Here is a 14,246-nt window from a genome sequence, read left to right as displayed (position 1 = left end):
ATAAATTACACATATTTGTGATGAGTTACGTTAAAAAACGAACCCTATATTTACGGTGAGGGCGTGATTACTGATATCCTCAATGTATTGTGTGAGTACGAACGAAGACTCATAAGACTGGAGTTGAGAGTACTTCTGCAATTCGTATCCGATGGATAACGACAGACTATGGTGGCCTTTCAACTGATACCTGACACCAACGGACGGCGTGAAGTAAAAACCTCCGCTCACATGTTTCTTAGGCGCAAAAGCATAACCGATGTTACTTGCCATAAAAGGGGTGAAACGATGTTGTTTGATAATACTCCAGTGGAGTGTGCCATATACAGGAACCATCAGATAGTCGTACTTGGACAATCCCGTTCCCAGTCCCGCAGACAATCGTGGATGGACGTCATAATCTGCAGAGATGAGTAACGACAAAGGCTTGACGTCGGAATCTGCCAAAGGGGTACCCGCCACGATATTCGTTTGAAAACGCAACCTGTCTTTCTGAGCCTGTACGGCTATCGACATGCAGGCCAGTAGAATCAATAATACTACCTTTTTCATTTTACGCGAATTGTGATTCGTTTAACAATAGTGAGTGCCGAAGTGATGCCATCCATGTCGTGATGAATCTCGCCGTCGGTTCCGTCAGGGCTGCTGTGACCTATCAGAATGGCCTCGAAAGTCTTATGGCCAGAATCCATATCTACATCAGTCCTATAGACGAGGGCGGGTTGTCCGCTTCCCTCATCACCACCAGAATAGTTAGCAGTCCCTGCTTCTGCATTCTCTGGATAGGCATCGTTCCAGTCGATCGAATGATTCACTTCAATCATCACACGACACTGTCGGAGTCCGGCTTTGTCCCGCATGCGCACATCGAAGGATTTTCGTGGTGTAGCCCCGGTCATGCCGTCAGTCAAAGGCAATCTTCCACATCGATGGCCCCAATATGGCAAGGCCTCCTTTCGCGGGTTTCCATGTGCGCCAACCCATCCTTGCGTGGCTATTTTCTTCGAAGCATACAACGTAGTCAGGTATCGTCCATTGGCATCCTCTATCCAAATGGCAATCTGAGGAGGATTCTTCTTGTTAATACCCAAAAACAGAGGATAGTCGTGCAACCATCCGTCTCCCGCTTCGATACATACACTCAGGTCACCAGCCTGGTACTCCAATTTTTCCTTGCTGCATGAGTGATTCATCATCACCATGATGACAGCTACTAATAAAATCATCATTTTTTTCATTGTTTTTTGCCGCAAAGGTACAGCTGATGACCGAAACGTGCAATAGCGAGTGATACTTGGTTAACAATCTGTGATACAAATTGCACTTGAGGGATGAAATGGTATGGTGCAGGGACAAAATGCAATGATAAAATTTGTTTAGCCACAAAAAACAACGTATCTTTGCAGCCGAAATTAAACTGAAATCATGATACAATTATCAAAAGAGCTGGCTACGATAGCCCTGGCAGTAATCTTCTTGTTATCGTTTCTGCAACCGTTTGGCATCGACCAGATGAGCAGCAACCGCATGCTGCTGATTATGGGTGGTACGCTACTCGCCGTGGTATCATCAGCCGTATCGTTTGCGATTGTAAAAAAACTATTTCATCACGACTGGCACGATACAAAGGGATTGCTCATCATGCACGCAGTAAACATTCCGTTGCTATCGGCACTCACCCTTACGCTGGTTTCGTGGTTTACATGGGATTCGTTTACTAAGGCCTGGTACTGCACTGCCGGCGAGTTCTCGGTCATCAACTATCTGAAGGCATGCCTGGAGGTTACGCTGATCTCCTTCTTCGTTTTCATCTTGCAACTCTATCGGCTGCGAAACAACCGGCTACAACAGGAGCTCGACGAGGTGAAGGCCATCAACCAACTGCTCGAAGATCGTCAGACCGACGAACCTGAAAATGCTGAGAATGAACCGCCATCCCCATGCGTACTAAGAGGAAATGCTAAGAATGCGATACTGGAAGTGGTACCAGAACGTATCATCTACATCGAGTCAATGTCGAACTATGCCGACGTCTGCTATCTCGACAATGATGTTCTTCAGCACCACGCCCTGCGTATCACGATGAAGCAGCTCCGAGAGAACCTGGCAACCTATAACTTCCTGGTGCCCTGCCATCGTGCGTTTCTAGTTAACCTCAACTTCGTGGCTTCTATCTCTGGCCGTCCGTCAACAGGCTGCACCCTCCAGATGTTTCAGGTTGAAAAGACAATCCCCGTATCCCGTTCGTACACCCAGGAAATCCACGCCCGCCTGCTGTAATGCGGCGTGACATACAGTAATAAAGATTAATATTTATACAATGGATATCATTATTAGAGACGCAAAAGTAACTGACGCAAAGGCGATTCAGACTATTTACACTCCATATGTGGAGACGACAGCTATCACATTTGAATATAACGTGCCATCAGAAGAGGAGTTCTGCCGACGCATCGAGACCGTTCAGCAGAAATATCCCTGGATAGTGGCAATGGTAAACGGGAAGGTGGTTGGTTATGCCTACGCCAGCGCCTTTAAGCCAAGAGATGCTTACCAATGGGCAATTGAAACCTCTATCTACGTTGACAACAATAATAAACGTAGCGGAATAGGTCGGCAGCTGCACGAAGCACTCGAACAACGATTAAAGATGCAGGGCATCCTGAACATGAATGCCTGCATCTCCTTTATCGAGCCCGAAGACGAATACCTGTCTCAGGACAGTGTTCGTTTTCATGAGCGCCTTGGTTACCAAAAAGTTGCTCACTTCCACCAGTGCGGCAAGAAATTCAATCGCTGGTACGACATAATCTGGATGGAGAAAATGATTGGCGAGCACTTATAAGTTTGTATTATCATACTTATAATCGAAGAAATAGAAGTCCGTCCAGCCGGTATTTTCGGCATAAAGGTGCTGCTTGCCGCGATACTCAAACCCTAAACGCTCGTAAATCTTATGAGCGGGCGTGTTCGATGCAAGAGCATCGAGGCGGATGGCCTGCATGCCATTATTCTGAGCAATAGAACCTATAATGAGATTATCTGTATCCACCATCTTCAGGATGATACCTTTGTGGTATTCCTCAATCACCTCATCTAGCGTTTGCTTTAAGGGTGGTATATCATTGTTGCCAAATAAGGCAGCCTCACTCTGATAAGCAAGGTATTGCAGGTTAAGAATCTCCTGCAAATCGTCCATGTTGGCCTTACTGATACTGTCTTTCATCATATTTCTATTAGTTCACTCATAGTCTATTTATTTTGCATAAAACATAAGATATTCCTCCAAATGAGCTTTGATATAATCAATGGTATGATGTCCTTCGTTTAAATGATTCTGAACCTGAACGCCACGGACTGCCAATCTTTCTGCCAGTTGCGCACATCCTCGATAAAATCCACCTTCGTCCTCACTTCCTGCGTCAAGATAAATCTCCATAGTTGAAGGCAAAGTACACTTCAGAACCAGAAAAAGCGGATTATTTGCTTTCCATTGCTCACTGGTTCCGAAATAATGCAGGTCGTCATCATCCAATACGTCTTCGATGGCAGGCATGTGACCGCCTACTCGCTCAAATAAATAAGGATGGCGGAAAGCGTAGTTCAAGGCAATGAAGCCACCAGCCGAAACCCCTCCAATGCAACGTACACTCGTTTTGTATTGTTTCTCTACAATTGGCATCACCTCGTTAAAGAAATAATCTCCGAAAGCACCTAATCCTAGCGCATCTTCCATCCTTGGGCAGACAATTAGCATTGGTTTCATCCTGCCATCTGCAATCATTCTGTCTGCAACGGTTTGTATATCCAAAGCATGAATAATAGACTCGTCGCCACTACGCCCGTGCATAAAATAGAGAACAGGTAATCCCTCGCAAAAATTGGTTGGCACATAAATCGTAACAGCCATAGTCTTACCAAGAGTTCGGCTTTGTATTTCTATTGTATCAATTCTTGATTTAATCAAGCTCTTCATAATTATTCAATTACTGTAATTCTATTCTATTGTTATTATTTTCTCTTCCTATGCCTTTAGAAAACAAGCAACTCTGGTGTATGGAACGTCGGATAAGACCCTCGCGCAAGAAACCACTTTTCAATGCCCTTTATGTTTCTCTTTCTTCTTGGCCTGACGAAGGTCAAATTGGCGCTGTTTTTCGGCTTCACGCTCAGCTTTCGAACGCTGCTTCCGCTCCATCTTGTTCTGTTCCTGTTGCAACTTCAGGGCCTGTTGCGACTTGGTACCTATACCCTGCAACTGCATCTGCTTCTTGGCTTCGCGAAGTTGTCGTTTGGGATTCTTCCTGGTTTCGCTGGTTAGAGCCACATCTACAGCCTGACTGAACTGGAGGCGATGCCAGTTCTTATCAATGAACTCCATCACCTCCTTGTCCGTCGGCTCGGCACCAAAAGTCACCTTGCAAACGTGCAACCCTTCATGGTCGGTTTGTTCAAACAAACCAATCCAGAAAGGATCCTCAAACATGACTGTCAGCGAACCTGTATTCATGAACTATTTCGTATAAAACTCTACAGTAGCTTTGTTGTCGCAGGAAAAATACCAACGGTGTCGAATTTGAATCTTGCTTTTATTGTCTTTTCTCTACATACTTATGTTTTGATGATTATTCTATTGGTATCATTACGCCGCACTGGTAATCAGGCGAGTCGATGTCGGTGCCGTTGTACCATTCCATCGTCATGGCATTGTTGGGGCAATGGAATTCCGGGTGCTGAGGCAACCACTCCTTGTAGAACTTCTGGAGCTGCTGCTGGAAGGCTTTCATGCCGCCCTCAAAGTGAACCTTCAGCCATTTGCCGCTACGGATTGGGAAGAGTTTCATGCCCTCAGGCACGCAGCCACCTTTATAAACACCCCCAATCACGTAGGTGAAGGTCTTGCTGCTGCAAGCGCCAAAATTCGTCTCCGCACAGGTCATGCAGTTGTGGTTGGGGATGTCGCAAGTACAGAGTCCGAACTCGCCGACGCCGTTGTCGATGGCCGCCTGCTGAAAAGCATCTGGTGTTTTATGCTCCATGAATACGGGCTTGACGATTCTTTCCACATACTCGCCCCAGAACTTAGGGCACTCTTCCTGTCCCTTACAGAATACTATTTCCTTGGCCATGCCGATAATCTGCACATCGGCCAATGTAATAATCTCGTGTTTCATCTTTCTAATCATATATATTATTGTACTCAAAGAATAAGGAATATTTTATTCTTCTAATAGTTGTTTTGCAATATCTGCTATTACTGCCTCAGATGGTGAGTTCGTGGTGAAAACGGCGATAATGACGTGGCTTCCATCAGGCATGAGAATGATACCTGCATCGTTCATATCTTGCAATCCTTCAGCGGATGGGAATCCTGTACCTGTCTTATGTACGATACGGGCATCTGCGGGTATTGCAGCAGGGATTCGTTTCAGTCCTGTTGAGCAGTCGGCCATCGCCTTCCAGATGAATGTCAGATATTGGTTGTCGTCTTTATAATAATATAACCACTCGAACAAACGAACCATTTCGGCGGGGGTAGAACTATTTTCGATGGCCTTTGCCGGATTATTGTGCATCTGTTCTTCTGTCATGCGTACATGGATATCGTAGAATCCAAGTTTTCTTATGTACTTCTCTACCGCTTTGGGCTTGCCACAATGCTTGAAAAGGAGTTCGCACGCATTGTTGTCGCTCTGTGCGAGAGATAATTCCAGCAGTTGCGCATACGAAAAGGCCATTTTTCTTTCAAATTGTTTCAGCATGGGCGACCATGTGTCTTGCATCAGGTCTGCCTTATCGACAACAATCGTGTCATCAAGCGCCAATCCCTTCCGACTCAGGTAATCGGCTACGTATAATGCCTGCGGAAACTTCATCACGCTATGCATAGCAAAACGTTCGTCCTTGTTAATGCCACTAACGGAGCCACCACGTATAATGCAAGCACCATAGCTTGATGGTCTAGCACTGTCGCTTACGGGCTTTTGCGCCCAGCACGATGTTGCAACCAATGCAAAAAATAATGCTACTATCTTTTTCATGAATTTATAATCATCCTTTATCATTGGATAATATTACTTGCCATTAGCCATCTGCTTCATGGTTCCTGGCCAGTAGCACCATGCAATAATGGCGGGAACGAGAGATGAGATGAATTGCAGCCAGGTGAAATCATAGATGCAGCTAATGCCTCCAGCCAGAGCACGAAGACTATAGAGCACAACAATGGTGATGATGGCCGTGCGCGTCAGAGGCAAAGGGCGGATGTCGCCTGTAGCAGAGAGGGCATACAAACCTGCCAGAGTGAAAGCGAGGACAAGACCAATGGTCAGGGCATACAGCATCCAGACATTTCCAGCCACCATCTGATGCATGATTTCACGGATGCCATAGGTCTCGAATGCCTCGTCCAGAGCGAACAGGCATGCAACGTGGCCAATGGCGATGATAAAGTGGAGCACAGCTCCGAGTCGTAATCTTTTCATCTTATTATTATTATATTTTTCTAACTATAACGCAGCCTTCATTAATGGCGGCAAACGTGGTAATAGTGGCTACAATTGCGATGGGGATGACTGTGCAAAATGTCATAGGGACTGCTATGAACAGCAGTAATCCCGTTATCTTGTTAGCTGTAGTGTGAGGGAAGCAGCAACGCCCGTATTTCACAAGTGCCGAAAACTGATTCACGATTTTGATTGCTACAATTACCCCACCCAACAGCCATAACCATTGCGGCAGGTCGAGTATCGGCAAGAGTTTCCAGGCACAACAAGCTACGAAGCAGATATCAGCCAAGCTATCCAGCAACGCTCCTTTCTTGGTAACACACTTTAGTTTCCGGGCCAGCCATCCGTCAACTATATCGCTGATGCCGCAGAGGGCATAGATTATCCAATATACCACACCTGTCACATCACTAAAGAGCAGCCCCAAAGAGCCTGCAATCCTAAGCAGCGTTATGATGTTTGGCAACTGAATCATCTTATTTCGATTTCATCATACCTTCAAAGATTCCATTCACAGTCTTGACAAATGCTTCGGCTGGAAGCATCGGCGTATCGAGATATGCCTGTGTCTCATCTGATATCCGTTCTGCTGCCTTGTATTCTTCGCCTGCCTGTTTTACTTTTGCCAAGTAGGGGGCAGTTAAATTCTCGGTATTGGGACTCATGAAGAGCGAGCCCTCGGCACAGCAGATATAACTGATGTTTTTGCCATACATGTGGCGCATGGCAAACTGCAGTCCGTCGAAGTTGCCCTTCATATTAGGCAGTCCTGCTGTAGAAATCAGAATCGTTTTCTTGGTTCCTTCTTCATAACCATAGTGGTGGGCAACACCATCAGCATCGATATACATCAAAGGTGAGTTAAACGATACTGTTCTGTCCATTAATGCCTTACAATGCGAGGGCACGCCATAGGCATAGAGAGGTATCGACCAGATAACCAGATCGGCCTGACGGATCTTCTCCATCACCTCGATAGCATCATCCTTCTGCACACACTTGCCTGCCGTTTTAAACCAACAGGCATAGCAGGCTCTGCAGGGATTGATGTTGAGACCAATGGTTGTTACGAACTCCACTTCTGAAGCCTCAATGCCGAGACCCTCCAAAAATGTCTTGGTAAGTTTAAGTGTTATACTACGCTCCTTATTTGCTGATGCGTTAATGACTAATACTTTCATTTTCTTTATGATTTTTGACGGTGCAAAGGAACGCATAATTGTCGAGACAGCCAAACAATTGGGATAAACTGCATGGTTTTGTGACGAATGGAAGCGTTAGTCGTGATAATCGCTGTCCTTCCATTCGAACTTGACGGTTTGGGGAACGAGGTACTTGCCAATCTTGTAGTCGATGTTGGCCTTGTGTGCCTGACTGAGCTGGAAGCGTCGTGGCACACGGTACATCTTTCCGTCCTTGATGAAGTGTGCTCCTGTCTGGTGGAAGCGGAAAGCGATGTCCTTGGCTATGCATTGTTCACGCACGGCAAGAATCCAGTCGTAGTTGCAAGGGCGTGCATCAAAACCTGACTCACCGCCCACAGACACCTCCTCAATGGTGTCGTTGAGGTAAGGCATAAGGTCGATGGCAGTCAACATGGGAGCCACGGTGATGCTCTTGTGCCTGATGGGCAACGACAGAAAGATGGGCAGACGGTAGTCAGCCATTTCCTGATTCTCCACCGTACATCCTACAATGACATTGTCGTAGCCGTCGCCCCAGTCATCGGGCACGCACTCCATGAAACGATCGATGCGCTTGGTGAAGAAAAAGAACCAAAGGTCACTCCTCTGCTTTATCATCTTCCAGCATTCAGGTCGCCACTCGTCAGCATCCTTCAACAGGAAGTCGGACGTGAAGCATGTAAAGACAATCTTACCACTCTCTATCTTCCATGATTTGTCGCGCTTCCTCTTTATCGGCAGATTAAAGTTGGCTGTCTTCCTGCACTCACTGCTCGATATCTCACTTCCGTACATCTCGTCCTGGCGATAGACATAGCAATACTTGCACCCAGGACTAATCTTGGTGCATCCGTGCCATGGATTCCAGTCGGCATATATCTCCCAATGATCAGACATGAGAAATGATAATGGTAGATTTTATGCGGGTTATATTACAACTTTTCTATTGCTTTGCGGCATCTTTGCTCGTCTTTATCAGTGAGTTCCGGATGCATTGCTGTGCCGCCGCGCTCGATGGTGCCTACGATTTTAAAACCTGCATAGCGGGCGATTTCACGCATGGCGCGGATGGCGCCGCGCGACTGCTTGAACAGGATGTTCCAAGGCCAAGGCGTGGTGCAGGTGCTGATGAGGATACACTTCTTGCCTTTCATCAGAGGCTCTGGAAAGCGTGGGGTGTCGCGCATCATGCCATACACCTGACGGTCGAACATCAGTTTCATCTGCCCTGGGATGTTGCCCCAGTAACAAGGTGCACCCATGATGATGGCATCGGCTTGCTGCATCACCTTCAGCACCCGCTGCGAATCATCCTCTGCGAGTACGCATTTCTCTTTCTTTCGGCAGACCATGCAACCCGTGCAAGGCTTAACGGTCAGGTCGTTGGTATTGACCATCTCCACCGTGTCACCTCTCTTCTCAGCCTCTTCATGCATAATGCCGAGCATCTGCGAGATCAGTCCTTTCTTACGAGGACTTCCGTTTATTATCAGTATGTTCATATCTTTTCTAATTCCATTTCCATTTCAAACTCTTTCCATTCCTTCCTGTCAATCCCATAGGCATCTTCGCCTGTGATGCGGAAGCCGACGGTTTTATAGCATTCGACGGCGGAGAGATTGTCGCAAAACACACCAAGGGTAATCCTTATACCTGTCGGCACTCCAAAGTCGGAAGGCATGCTTATCCTTACACCAACTCAGAATCGTAAAAGCATCGTTGATATTGAATGGTCTAAGTTTCATCATACTATTATTTGTTTTTATAAGTTTTGATGCTGCAAAAGTATACATATTTGACGAAACCGCCAAATTTCTGAGATAATCTGTACCAATTTGTGACGAATAACCAATGTCGTGATGAAGTGAGTATACAATGTTCATTGTTTTGAAATGCGTTTCAAATTGAGTATAGTCGAATAATTGTTTGCGTATAGGCGCACAATCGTTTGGGTATAGGCACACGTTAATTTAGTACGGGGGCTACCCCTATTTGCCTTAAGCTTTGTACCTGCAATGGTTAGGGATTGTACCTTTATCTGTTAGTATTTGTATCAATCCTATTGAAAGCTGTATGGTCACGTGGTCACAGCTGTGACCATGTGACCGCGAAGTGCAGAATGATGATGTATTATTATTCTAACATATTGATAATTAAGTGATTATAACTAATTTGCAAACTGCTTTTTGGAACTTTGGTCACATGGTCACAACTGTGACCGTGTGACCGATCCAGTACTTCAAACTGTCAATGTACCTGTATTCATAAACTATTTAGTAAACGAACCAATCTCAATCAAGTTTCCGTCTGAATCGGCCACATAGCAGGTGCGCTGACCCCATGGCTCTGTGGTGGGAGGAAGAACAGATATCGCTCCATGGCGGAGTGCATGCTGATATTCCTTGTCAACATCGGCATACGAAGGAACATCGAATGCTAATTCAACAGTACCGTTGAGCCCCATTGGATATTGGAATTTATAAGACACCATCTGCTCGAAATCGCTACGAGGATAAAGGATGATACGCATGTCGCCCAGCATCATCTCCACGTTTGGCTGAATGCCATCCCAGTCGGTGGTGAAACCAAATGTTTTTGTGTAAAACTCTACAGTAGCTTTGTTGTCGCTGGTAAAAATACCAACGGTGTTGAATTTGAATCGAGGACGTGGCGAGTACAATTTTACCAGTCCGTCGCTCATGAACGTGTACCAGCCATTTATCATTTCTGGCGTATCGTTCTCAAGCAGTTTCAGCAACTCGCGTGTAAACTCAAGATATCCCGAACCATTAGCAGTAACGATACGACCATCTGTTACGGCTTGTTCGTTCACATAACCTGCCTCGTTAGTATAGTTGTTGCCACCCCACATTTTCAGTTGGTCGATACCATTTCCTGTATGTTTGATGTTGTTCAGCAGCCCCTGTTTGGCCATCCACGAAGCGGCATTACAGATTGCTCCCACAACAACACCTTTGCCAAGTGCATCCTTAACAATGGGCAACACGCGCTCAGCTTCTGGATTCATCCAACCAAAACCGCCTATCAGTACCAAGGCAGCATAATCTTCAGGCATGGTTTCGAACGAATAGTCGGGCAGGGTTCGCATACCACCAATCGATTTTACAGGCTCCATCGTTGGGGCTACCATCTTGTTAATATACTTAGGCTCCTTGCGAAAGCCTGTGGCATCGGTGCTCACTGCACCTGGCATAAAACCTATCTCGTGCTCGGCATAATTATCCAGCAGTATGTACAATATTTCTTTCATCATTTTATACAATGTTTTTCTATCGTTTTCTCTTCCCATGCTTTCAGGAAAGCAAGCTGTTCTGGCGTATGAAACCAATGTTCTCCATCAGGCATGATAGTGACCTGGCACTGATGCTGACTGATGAAGTCGTGCCCCACTTCGTCGCTGACAATCAAGTCCACTTCTGGGCGAAGGATATATGTAGGTGCAGCCCAACTTGTAATTGGATTATTAACAACCCACTCGTAATAGTCGTCCTCACGCTGTGGCTTCAGTTCTATAAACCGCTTCATATCGAGAATCGGAGAAACAAGCAATGCCTGCTCCACTTTCTTGCTCTGGAAAGCTAACAACGTAAACCACGAACCTATACTGTTAGCACGAACGGAAACCGATTGCCAATTCTCGTATAGATAATCACAAATATCGTTCAGCAAAGGCAGTACCTCCCAAGGCTTGCGCTCTACAGGCAGGTCGATACCCAAAACTTGATAACCTTTAGGCACAGCCACCTCTGCAAAGGCCAATGCCTCTTCCTTGCGTCCATGCAATCCATGCACAAACAGGAATACTTTTTCGCTCTTTTCGCCAATGAGTATGACCGGTGCTTTATTGTTCATCATTTACTCAATTACAAAACTACGTGGATAAAAATCGCTATAGAAACGGCCGTCGGTGGCGGTGAACTTCAAGACGCAGTAGTTCGGGTCGGTGACGCCGCCAGGATAGTACTCTGTGTCGCCATCGCGCCAGATCATCTCCTTCGAAGCGGCATCCGTCAGTACCTCCATCGTACCACGTAGCATCATACCTTTGAAACCCTTTGCATCACAGAAATAGATACTGGCCCTGGGGTTGGCCTTGTATTGAGCCACACGTATTGAGAATGTGTTGGTTGTAAAGTAGAAGGTTTTTATACCCTCACGCTTGCGTGGCTTCAACATGGCCTTGGTCCAAGGGAATCCGTCCTGATCAACCGATGAGATGTAAGCAATGGGCTGTTTGTCGGCCATCTGTGCAATGAGTTCTTTTACGCCTGCCAAAGCGGGATTAGCATTCATTGCTTCATTGTTATTAACATCCAGCGTTTGGCGCCAACGCTTAAGCTGGGGGAAGTACGTCTTCATCATGCCGATGTATTCCTCTTTGGTAATAGGCTTTTCCAACCCTTCATTTACAGCATTCACAAACTGAGCACAATGCTCAATCATCTCCTCCATCGTACAATCCTGCAGAAACTGGCCATCCTTATAGCAGTACATGCAGTAATCTTCATTCTTCGTGCCGTCGGCATTCGTACCTAGCACATCATCTGTGAGCGGCATGCCGCAACTCTGACAAAATTTCTGTTTCATATTATTATCTTCTTATACATTTATAATTCCTCAGATTAACTAAGTCGTTCCATCGCCTTGCGGCATTTCTGTTTGTCTTTTTCTGTCAGTTCTGGATGCATGGCTGTGCCGCCGCGCTCGATGGTTTTCACTATTTTGAAGCCGGCATAGCGGGCGATTTCACGCATAGCACGTATTGCGCCTCGCGACTGTTTGAACAGGATGTTCCAAGGCCAAGGTGTGGTGCAGGTGCTGATGAGGATACACTTCTTACCTTTCATCAGAGGCTCTGGAAAGCGCGCTGTGTCGCGCATCATACCATAGACCTGACGGTCGAACATCAGCTTCATCTGTCCAGGGATGTTGCCCCAGTAACAGGGCGCGCCCATAATGATGGCATCGGCCTGCTGCATCATCTTCAGTACCCGCTGCGAATCGTCCTCAGCTAGTACGCATTTCTCCTTCGTGCGGCAGGCCATACAGCCCGTGCAGGGCTTCACGGTCAGGTCGTTGGTATATACCATCTCCACCGTGTCGCCTCGTTTCTCTGCCTCCTCTTGCATGATGCCAAGCATCTGCGATATCAGTCCTTTCTTACGAGGACTTCCGTTTATTATCAGTATGTTCATATCTTTTCTAATTGCAATACCATTTCGTATTCTTTCCATTCTTCCCCGTCAATCAGATAGGCATCTGTGCCTGTGATGCGGAAACCGACGGACTTGTAGCATTCGACGGCAGAGAGATTGTCGCAAAACACGCCAAGGGTAATCCTTATACCTGTCGGCACTCCAAAGTCGGAAGGCATGCTTATCCTTGCACCAGCTCAGAATCGTTGAGGCATCATTGATGCTAAATGTTCTAAGTATCATCTTTTTTTACTCTTTAATAAATGTTTTCAGTTTTTCGTTGAACATCTCTGGCTGCTCCATGTGAATGAAGTGCCCACAGGTGGTCAGTTCGGTGTAGTCGAGATGGGGATAGAGTCGTTCCATCTTCTGACGATTGTCAGAATCAAGACCACTGTTCTGCGTACAGACGACCATTGTCTTGGTCTGGATAGGTCTTTGCGACCACCACTGGCGCTCCACCAGGTTACGCATGGTGCTCGATGCCACATACTGCGGCGTCTTGGGCATCACACTCATAGCATAGTCGGTGATGTACTTAGGTGTCTCAGGACCAGCCAGCGATGTGACAAAGCCCGCAATAACCTCACTACATTCTGGACCGTCGAAAGCATGGCCAAACTGATTCACTGCTTCCACATATTCAGGCGTTTCCGTACCATCGTAGAAACAATAGACGCCATCGATATCAACAAGGTTTCCATGTCGGCCACTCATCAACACCTGACGGCAGACGGGTGTACCAAGGCTATGGCCCACAAGGACGACATCCCCCACATGCTCTTTGTACAGCACTGCATTGACAGCCTTCGCAAAGAAGTCGAGCGTGTATTCCATGTGCGGCTTGCTGCTCTCGCCATAACCAGGAAGGTCGATAAAGACGAGTTGCAGGTTGTGTTCGTCGCGCAGAACTTTGAACTGTTTCTCCCAAGTATTAAGGTCGCAGCCAAAGCCATGAACAAAGCAGATGGTCTTATCGCCATCGCCATACCTTTTATAATGTATGCGAACGCTGTCGTTAACAGTTGCATACTCTGAGGCAATATCAGCCAGTTTCTCTGGTTTAATGCTACATCCTGCCAGTATTACAGCCAACAAGAGTATAAAATAATGTTTTTGTTTCATATTTCTTATTCTTTTTTCCCATCATTTTTATAAAGTGGTCATTTGGTCAAGGTCATTTTGGTCATTTTCGATTTCGGGAACGCGGTCATTGCTCACTATATATAAATAGAATATTTATATATAGTGGCGGGTTTTGACAGTTGGTTTTCGATTTTGACCATTTTGACCTTGACCAAATGACCACCAGAATTTGCGCGCCCACGGGAAAATAT

At 46.2% G+C, this 14,246-nt stretch carries 20 protein-coding genes and 2 pseudogenes; 2 read left to right on the top strand and 20 right to left on the bottom strand.

Features of this window, described 5'->3' with window-relative positions:
- Positions 1-30: 30 nt before the first annotated feature.
- Both T499_RS0106460 and T499_RS0106455 read right to left on the bottom strand, forming a co-directional pair.
- Positions 31-552, bottom strand: a complete 522-nt coding sequence (locus T499_RS0106460) for a hypothetical protein (RefSeq protein WP_033150297.1) — start codon at positions 550-552, stop codon at positions 31-33.
- Positions 549-1,238, bottom strand: coding sequence for a hypothetical protein (locus T499_RS0106455; protein WP_033150296.1), 690 nt, complete (start codon positions 1,236-1,238; stop codon positions 549-551). Before T499_RS0106455 ends, T499_RS0106460 begins: the two co-directional genes overlap by 4 nt.
- 187 nt (positions 1,239-1,425) lie before the next feature.
- Here T499_RS0106455 and T499_RS14140 point away from each other — a divergent pair, with 187 nt between their 5' ends.
- Positions 1,426-2,280 (top strand): LytR/AlgR family response regulator transcription factor, encoded by an 855-nt coding sequence (locus T499_RS14140; RefSeq protein WP_052173492.1) that lies wholly within the window; start codon positions 1,426-1,428, stop codon positions 2,278-2,280.
- Between the two features lie 40 nt (positions 2,281-2,320).
- Entirely contained in the window at positions 2,321-2,845 is a 525-nt protein-coding gene (locus tag T499_RS0106445) for a GNAT family N-acetyltransferase (RefSeq protein ID WP_033150295.1), read from the top strand.
- Here T499_RS0106445 and T499_RS14450 read toward each other — a convergent pair.
- The 18 genes and pseudogenes from T499_RS14450 to T499_RS0106360 all read right to left on the bottom strand — a co-directional run bounded on the left by T499_RS14450 (position 2,840) and on the right by T499_RS0106360 (position 14,034).
- Positions 2,840-3,229 (bottom strand): GNAT family N-acetyltransferase, encoded by a 390-nt coding sequence (locus T499_RS14450; protein ID WP_198021254.1) that lies wholly within the window; start codon positions 3,227-3,229, stop codon positions 2,840-2,842. The two genes, T499_RS0106445 and T499_RS14450, sit on opposite strands and share 6 nt — an antisense overlap.
- Before the next feature lie 27 nt (positions 3,230-3,256).
- On the bottom strand, positions 3,257-3,976 hold the full coding sequence (locus T499_RS0106435) for an alpha/beta hydrolase (RefSeq protein ID WP_084162935.1): 720 nt from the start codon (positions 3,974-3,976) through the stop codon (positions 3,257-3,259).
- 120 nt (positions 3,977-4,096) lie between these two features.
- Entirely contained in the window at positions 4,097-4,510 is a 414-nt protein-coding gene (locus T499_RS0106430; RefSeq protein ID WP_033150294.1) for a YjdF family protein, read from the bottom strand.
- 115 nt (positions 4,511-4,625) lie between these two features.
- Positions 4,626-5,174 (bottom strand): GyrI-like domain-containing protein, encoded by a 549-nt coding sequence (locus T499_RS14135; protein ID WP_052173488.1) that lies wholly within the window; start codon positions 5,172-5,174, stop codon positions 4,626-4,628.
- A 45-nt stretch (positions 5,175-5,219) separates the two neighbouring features.
- Positions 5,220-6,041 carry a serine hydrolase gene (locus tag T499_RS0106420; protein WP_198021253.1) on the bottom strand — a complete coding sequence of 274 codons (822 nt, stop codon included), beginning with the start codon at positions 6,039-6,041 and terminating at the stop codon, positions 5,220-5,222.
- A gap of 33 nt (positions 6,042-6,074) precedes the next feature.
- The gene (locus T499_RS0106415; protein ID WP_157054542.1) at positions 6,075-6,485 is read right to left on the bottom strand and encodes a hypothetical protein; all 411 of its coding nucleotides are present in this window, start codon (positions 6,483-6,485) and stop codon (positions 6,075-6,077) included.
- Between the two features lie 10 nt (positions 6,486-6,495).
- Positions 6,496-6,984, bottom strand: coding sequence for a CDP-alcohol phosphatidyltransferase family protein (locus T499_RS0106410; protein WP_052173486.1), 489 nt, complete (start codon positions 6,982-6,984; stop codon positions 6,496-6,498).
- Position 6,985: 1 nt separating this feature from the next.
- A complete protein-coding gene (locus T499_RS0106405; protein WP_052173484.1) occupies positions 6,986-7,690 on the bottom strand; it encodes a flavodoxin family protein in 705 nt (234 codons plus the stop codon).
- Positions 7,691-7,786: 96 nt separating this feature from the next.
- Complete coding sequence (locus tag T499_RS0106400; protein ID WP_052173482.1) at positions 7,787-8,590, bottom strand: DUF5131 family protein; 804 nt, start codon at positions 8,588-8,590, stop codon at positions 7,787-7,789.
- Between the two features lie 35 nt (positions 8,591-8,625).
- Complete coding sequence (locus T499_RS0106395; RefSeq protein ID WP_033150291.1) at positions 8,626-9,195, bottom strand: flavodoxin family protein; 570 nt, start codon at positions 9,193-9,195, stop codon at positions 8,626-8,628.
- Positions 9,196-9,288: 93 nt separating this feature from the next.
- Positions 9,289-9,441 carry a hypothetical protein gene (locus tag T499_RS14645; protein ID WP_157054541.1) on the bottom strand — a complete coding sequence of 51 codons (153 nt, stop codon included), beginning with the start codon at positions 9,439-9,441 and terminating at the stop codon, positions 9,289-9,291.
- Between the two features lie 521 nt (positions 9,442-9,962).
- Positions 9,963-10,373, bottom strand: coding sequence for a VOC family protein (locus T499_RS14985; protein WP_232221079.1), 411 nt, complete (start codon positions 10,371-10,373; stop codon positions 9,963-9,965).
- Positions 10,356-10,967 (bottom strand): annotated as a pseudogene (locus T499_RS14980) (DJ-1/PfpI family protein); the annotation flags it as partial. The pseudogene T499_RS14980 and the gene T499_RS14985, both read right to left, overlap by 18 nt.
- A complete protein-coding gene (locus T499_RS0106380; RefSeq protein ID WP_033150289.1) occupies positions 10,964-11,569 on the bottom strand; it encodes an alpha/beta hydrolase in 606 nt (201 codons plus the stop codon). The pseudogene T499_RS14980 and the gene T499_RS0106380, both read right to left, overlap by 4 nt.
- A complete protein-coding gene (locus T499_RS14845; protein ID WP_255327362.1) occupies positions 11,570-11,989 on the bottom strand; it encodes a pyridoxamine 5'-phosphate oxidase family protein in 420 nt (139 codons plus the stop codon). It lies immediately after the preceding gene.
- A gap of 60 nt (positions 11,990-12,049) precedes the next feature.
- Positions 12,050-12,301: pseudogene (locus T499_RS14840) on the bottom strand (zinc ribbon domain-containing protein); the annotation flags it as partial.
- A gap of 35 nt (positions 12,302-12,336) precedes the next feature.
- Positions 12,337-12,909 (bottom strand): flavodoxin family protein, encoded by a 573-nt coding sequence (locus tag T499_RS0106370; protein WP_033150288.1) that lies wholly within the window; start codon positions 12,907-12,909, stop codon positions 12,337-12,339.
- Positions 12,910-13,158: 249 nt separating this feature from the next.
- Positions 13,159-14,034, bottom strand: a complete 876-nt coding sequence (locus T499_RS0106360; protein WP_033150286.1) for an alpha/beta fold hydrolase — start codon at positions 14,032-14,034, stop codon at positions 13,159-13,161.
- Positions 14,035-14,246: the final 212 nt, after the last annotated feature.

It is taken from the genome of Prevotella sp. RM4 (assembly GCF_000701965.1).
In the GTDB taxonomy this organism is placed as follows: domain Bacteria; phylum Bacteroidota; class Bacteroidia; order Bacteroidales; family Bacteroidaceae; genus Prevotella; species Prevotella ruminicola.
The sequence above is the reverse complement of the archived record's forward strand: the minus strand, read 5'-3'. Positions and strand labels throughout refer to the sequence as shown.

Excerpts from the sequence above, each read along its gene's own strand:
- T499_RS0106415 (WP_157054542.1), bottom strand. The coding sequence starts at position 6,485 with ATGAAAAGATTACGACTCGGAGCTGTGCTCCACTTTATCATCGCCATT.
- T499_RS0106435 (WP_084162935.1), bottom strand. The coding sequence starts at position 3,976 with ATGAAGAGCTTGATTAAATCAAGAATTGATACAATAGAAATACAAAGC.
- T499_RS0106445 (WP_033150295.1), top strand. The coding sequence starts at position 2,321 with ATGGATATCATTATTAGAGACGCAAAAGTAACTGACGCAAAGGCGATT.
- T499_RS14450 (WP_198021254.1), bottom strand. The coding sequence starts at position 3,229 with ATGATGAAAGACAGTATCAGTAAGGCCAACATGGACGATTTGCAGGAG.
- T499_RS0106420 (WP_198021253.1), bottom strand. The coding sequence starts at position 6,041 with ATGAAAAAGATAGTAGCATTATTTTTTGCATTGGTTGCAACATCGTGC.
- T499_RS0106405 (WP_052173484.1), bottom strand. The coding sequence starts at position 7,690 with ATGAAAGTATTAGTCATTAACGCATCAGCAAATAAGGAGCGTAGTATA.
- T499_RS14645 (WP_157054541.1), bottom strand. The coding sequence starts at position 9,441 with ATGATGAAACTTAGACCATTCAATATCAACGATGCTTTTACGATTCTG.
- T499_RS0106400 (WP_052173482.1), bottom strand. The coding sequence starts at position 8,590 with ATGTCTGATCATTGGGAGATATATGCCGACTGGAATCCATGGCACGGA.
- T499_RS0106455 (WP_033150296.1), bottom strand. The coding sequence starts at position 1,238 with ATGAAAAAAATGATGATTTTATTAGTAGCTGTCATCATGGTGATGATG.
- T499_RS0106380 (WP_033150289.1), bottom strand. The coding sequence starts at position 11,569 with ATGATGAACAATAAAGCACCGGTCATACTCATTGGCGAAAAGAGCGAA.
- T499_RS0106410 (WP_052173486.1), bottom strand. The coding sequence starts at position 6,984 with ATGATTCAGTTGCCAAACATCATAACGCTGCTTAGGATTGCAGGCTCT.
- T499_RS14140 (WP_052173492.1), top strand. The coding sequence starts at position 1,426 with ATGATACAATTATCAAAAGAGCTGGCTACGATAGCCCTGGCAGTAATC.
- T499_RS14135 (WP_052173488.1), bottom strand. The coding sequence starts at position 5,174 with ATGAAACACGAGATTATTACATTGGCCGATGTGCAGATTATCGGCATG.
- T499_RS0106360 (WP_033150286.1), bottom strand. The coding sequence starts at position 14,034 with ATGAAACAAAAACATTATTTTATACTCTTGTTGGCTGTAATACTGGCA.
- T499_RS0106460 (WP_033150297.1), bottom strand. The coding sequence starts at position 552 with ATGAAAAAGGTAGTATTATTGATTCTACTGGCCTGCATGTCGATAGCC.
- T499_RS0106430 (WP_033150294.1), bottom strand. The coding sequence starts at position 4,510 with ATGAATACAGGTTCGCTGACAGTCATGTTTGAGGATCCTTTCTGGATT.
- T499_RS0106370 (WP_033150288.1), bottom strand. The coding sequence starts at position 12,909 with ATGAACATACTGATAATAAACGGAAGTCCTCGTAAGAAAGGACTGATA.
- T499_RS0106395 (WP_033150291.1), bottom strand. The coding sequence starts at position 9,195 with ATGAACATACTGATAATAAACGGAAGTCCTCGTAAGAAAGGACTGATC.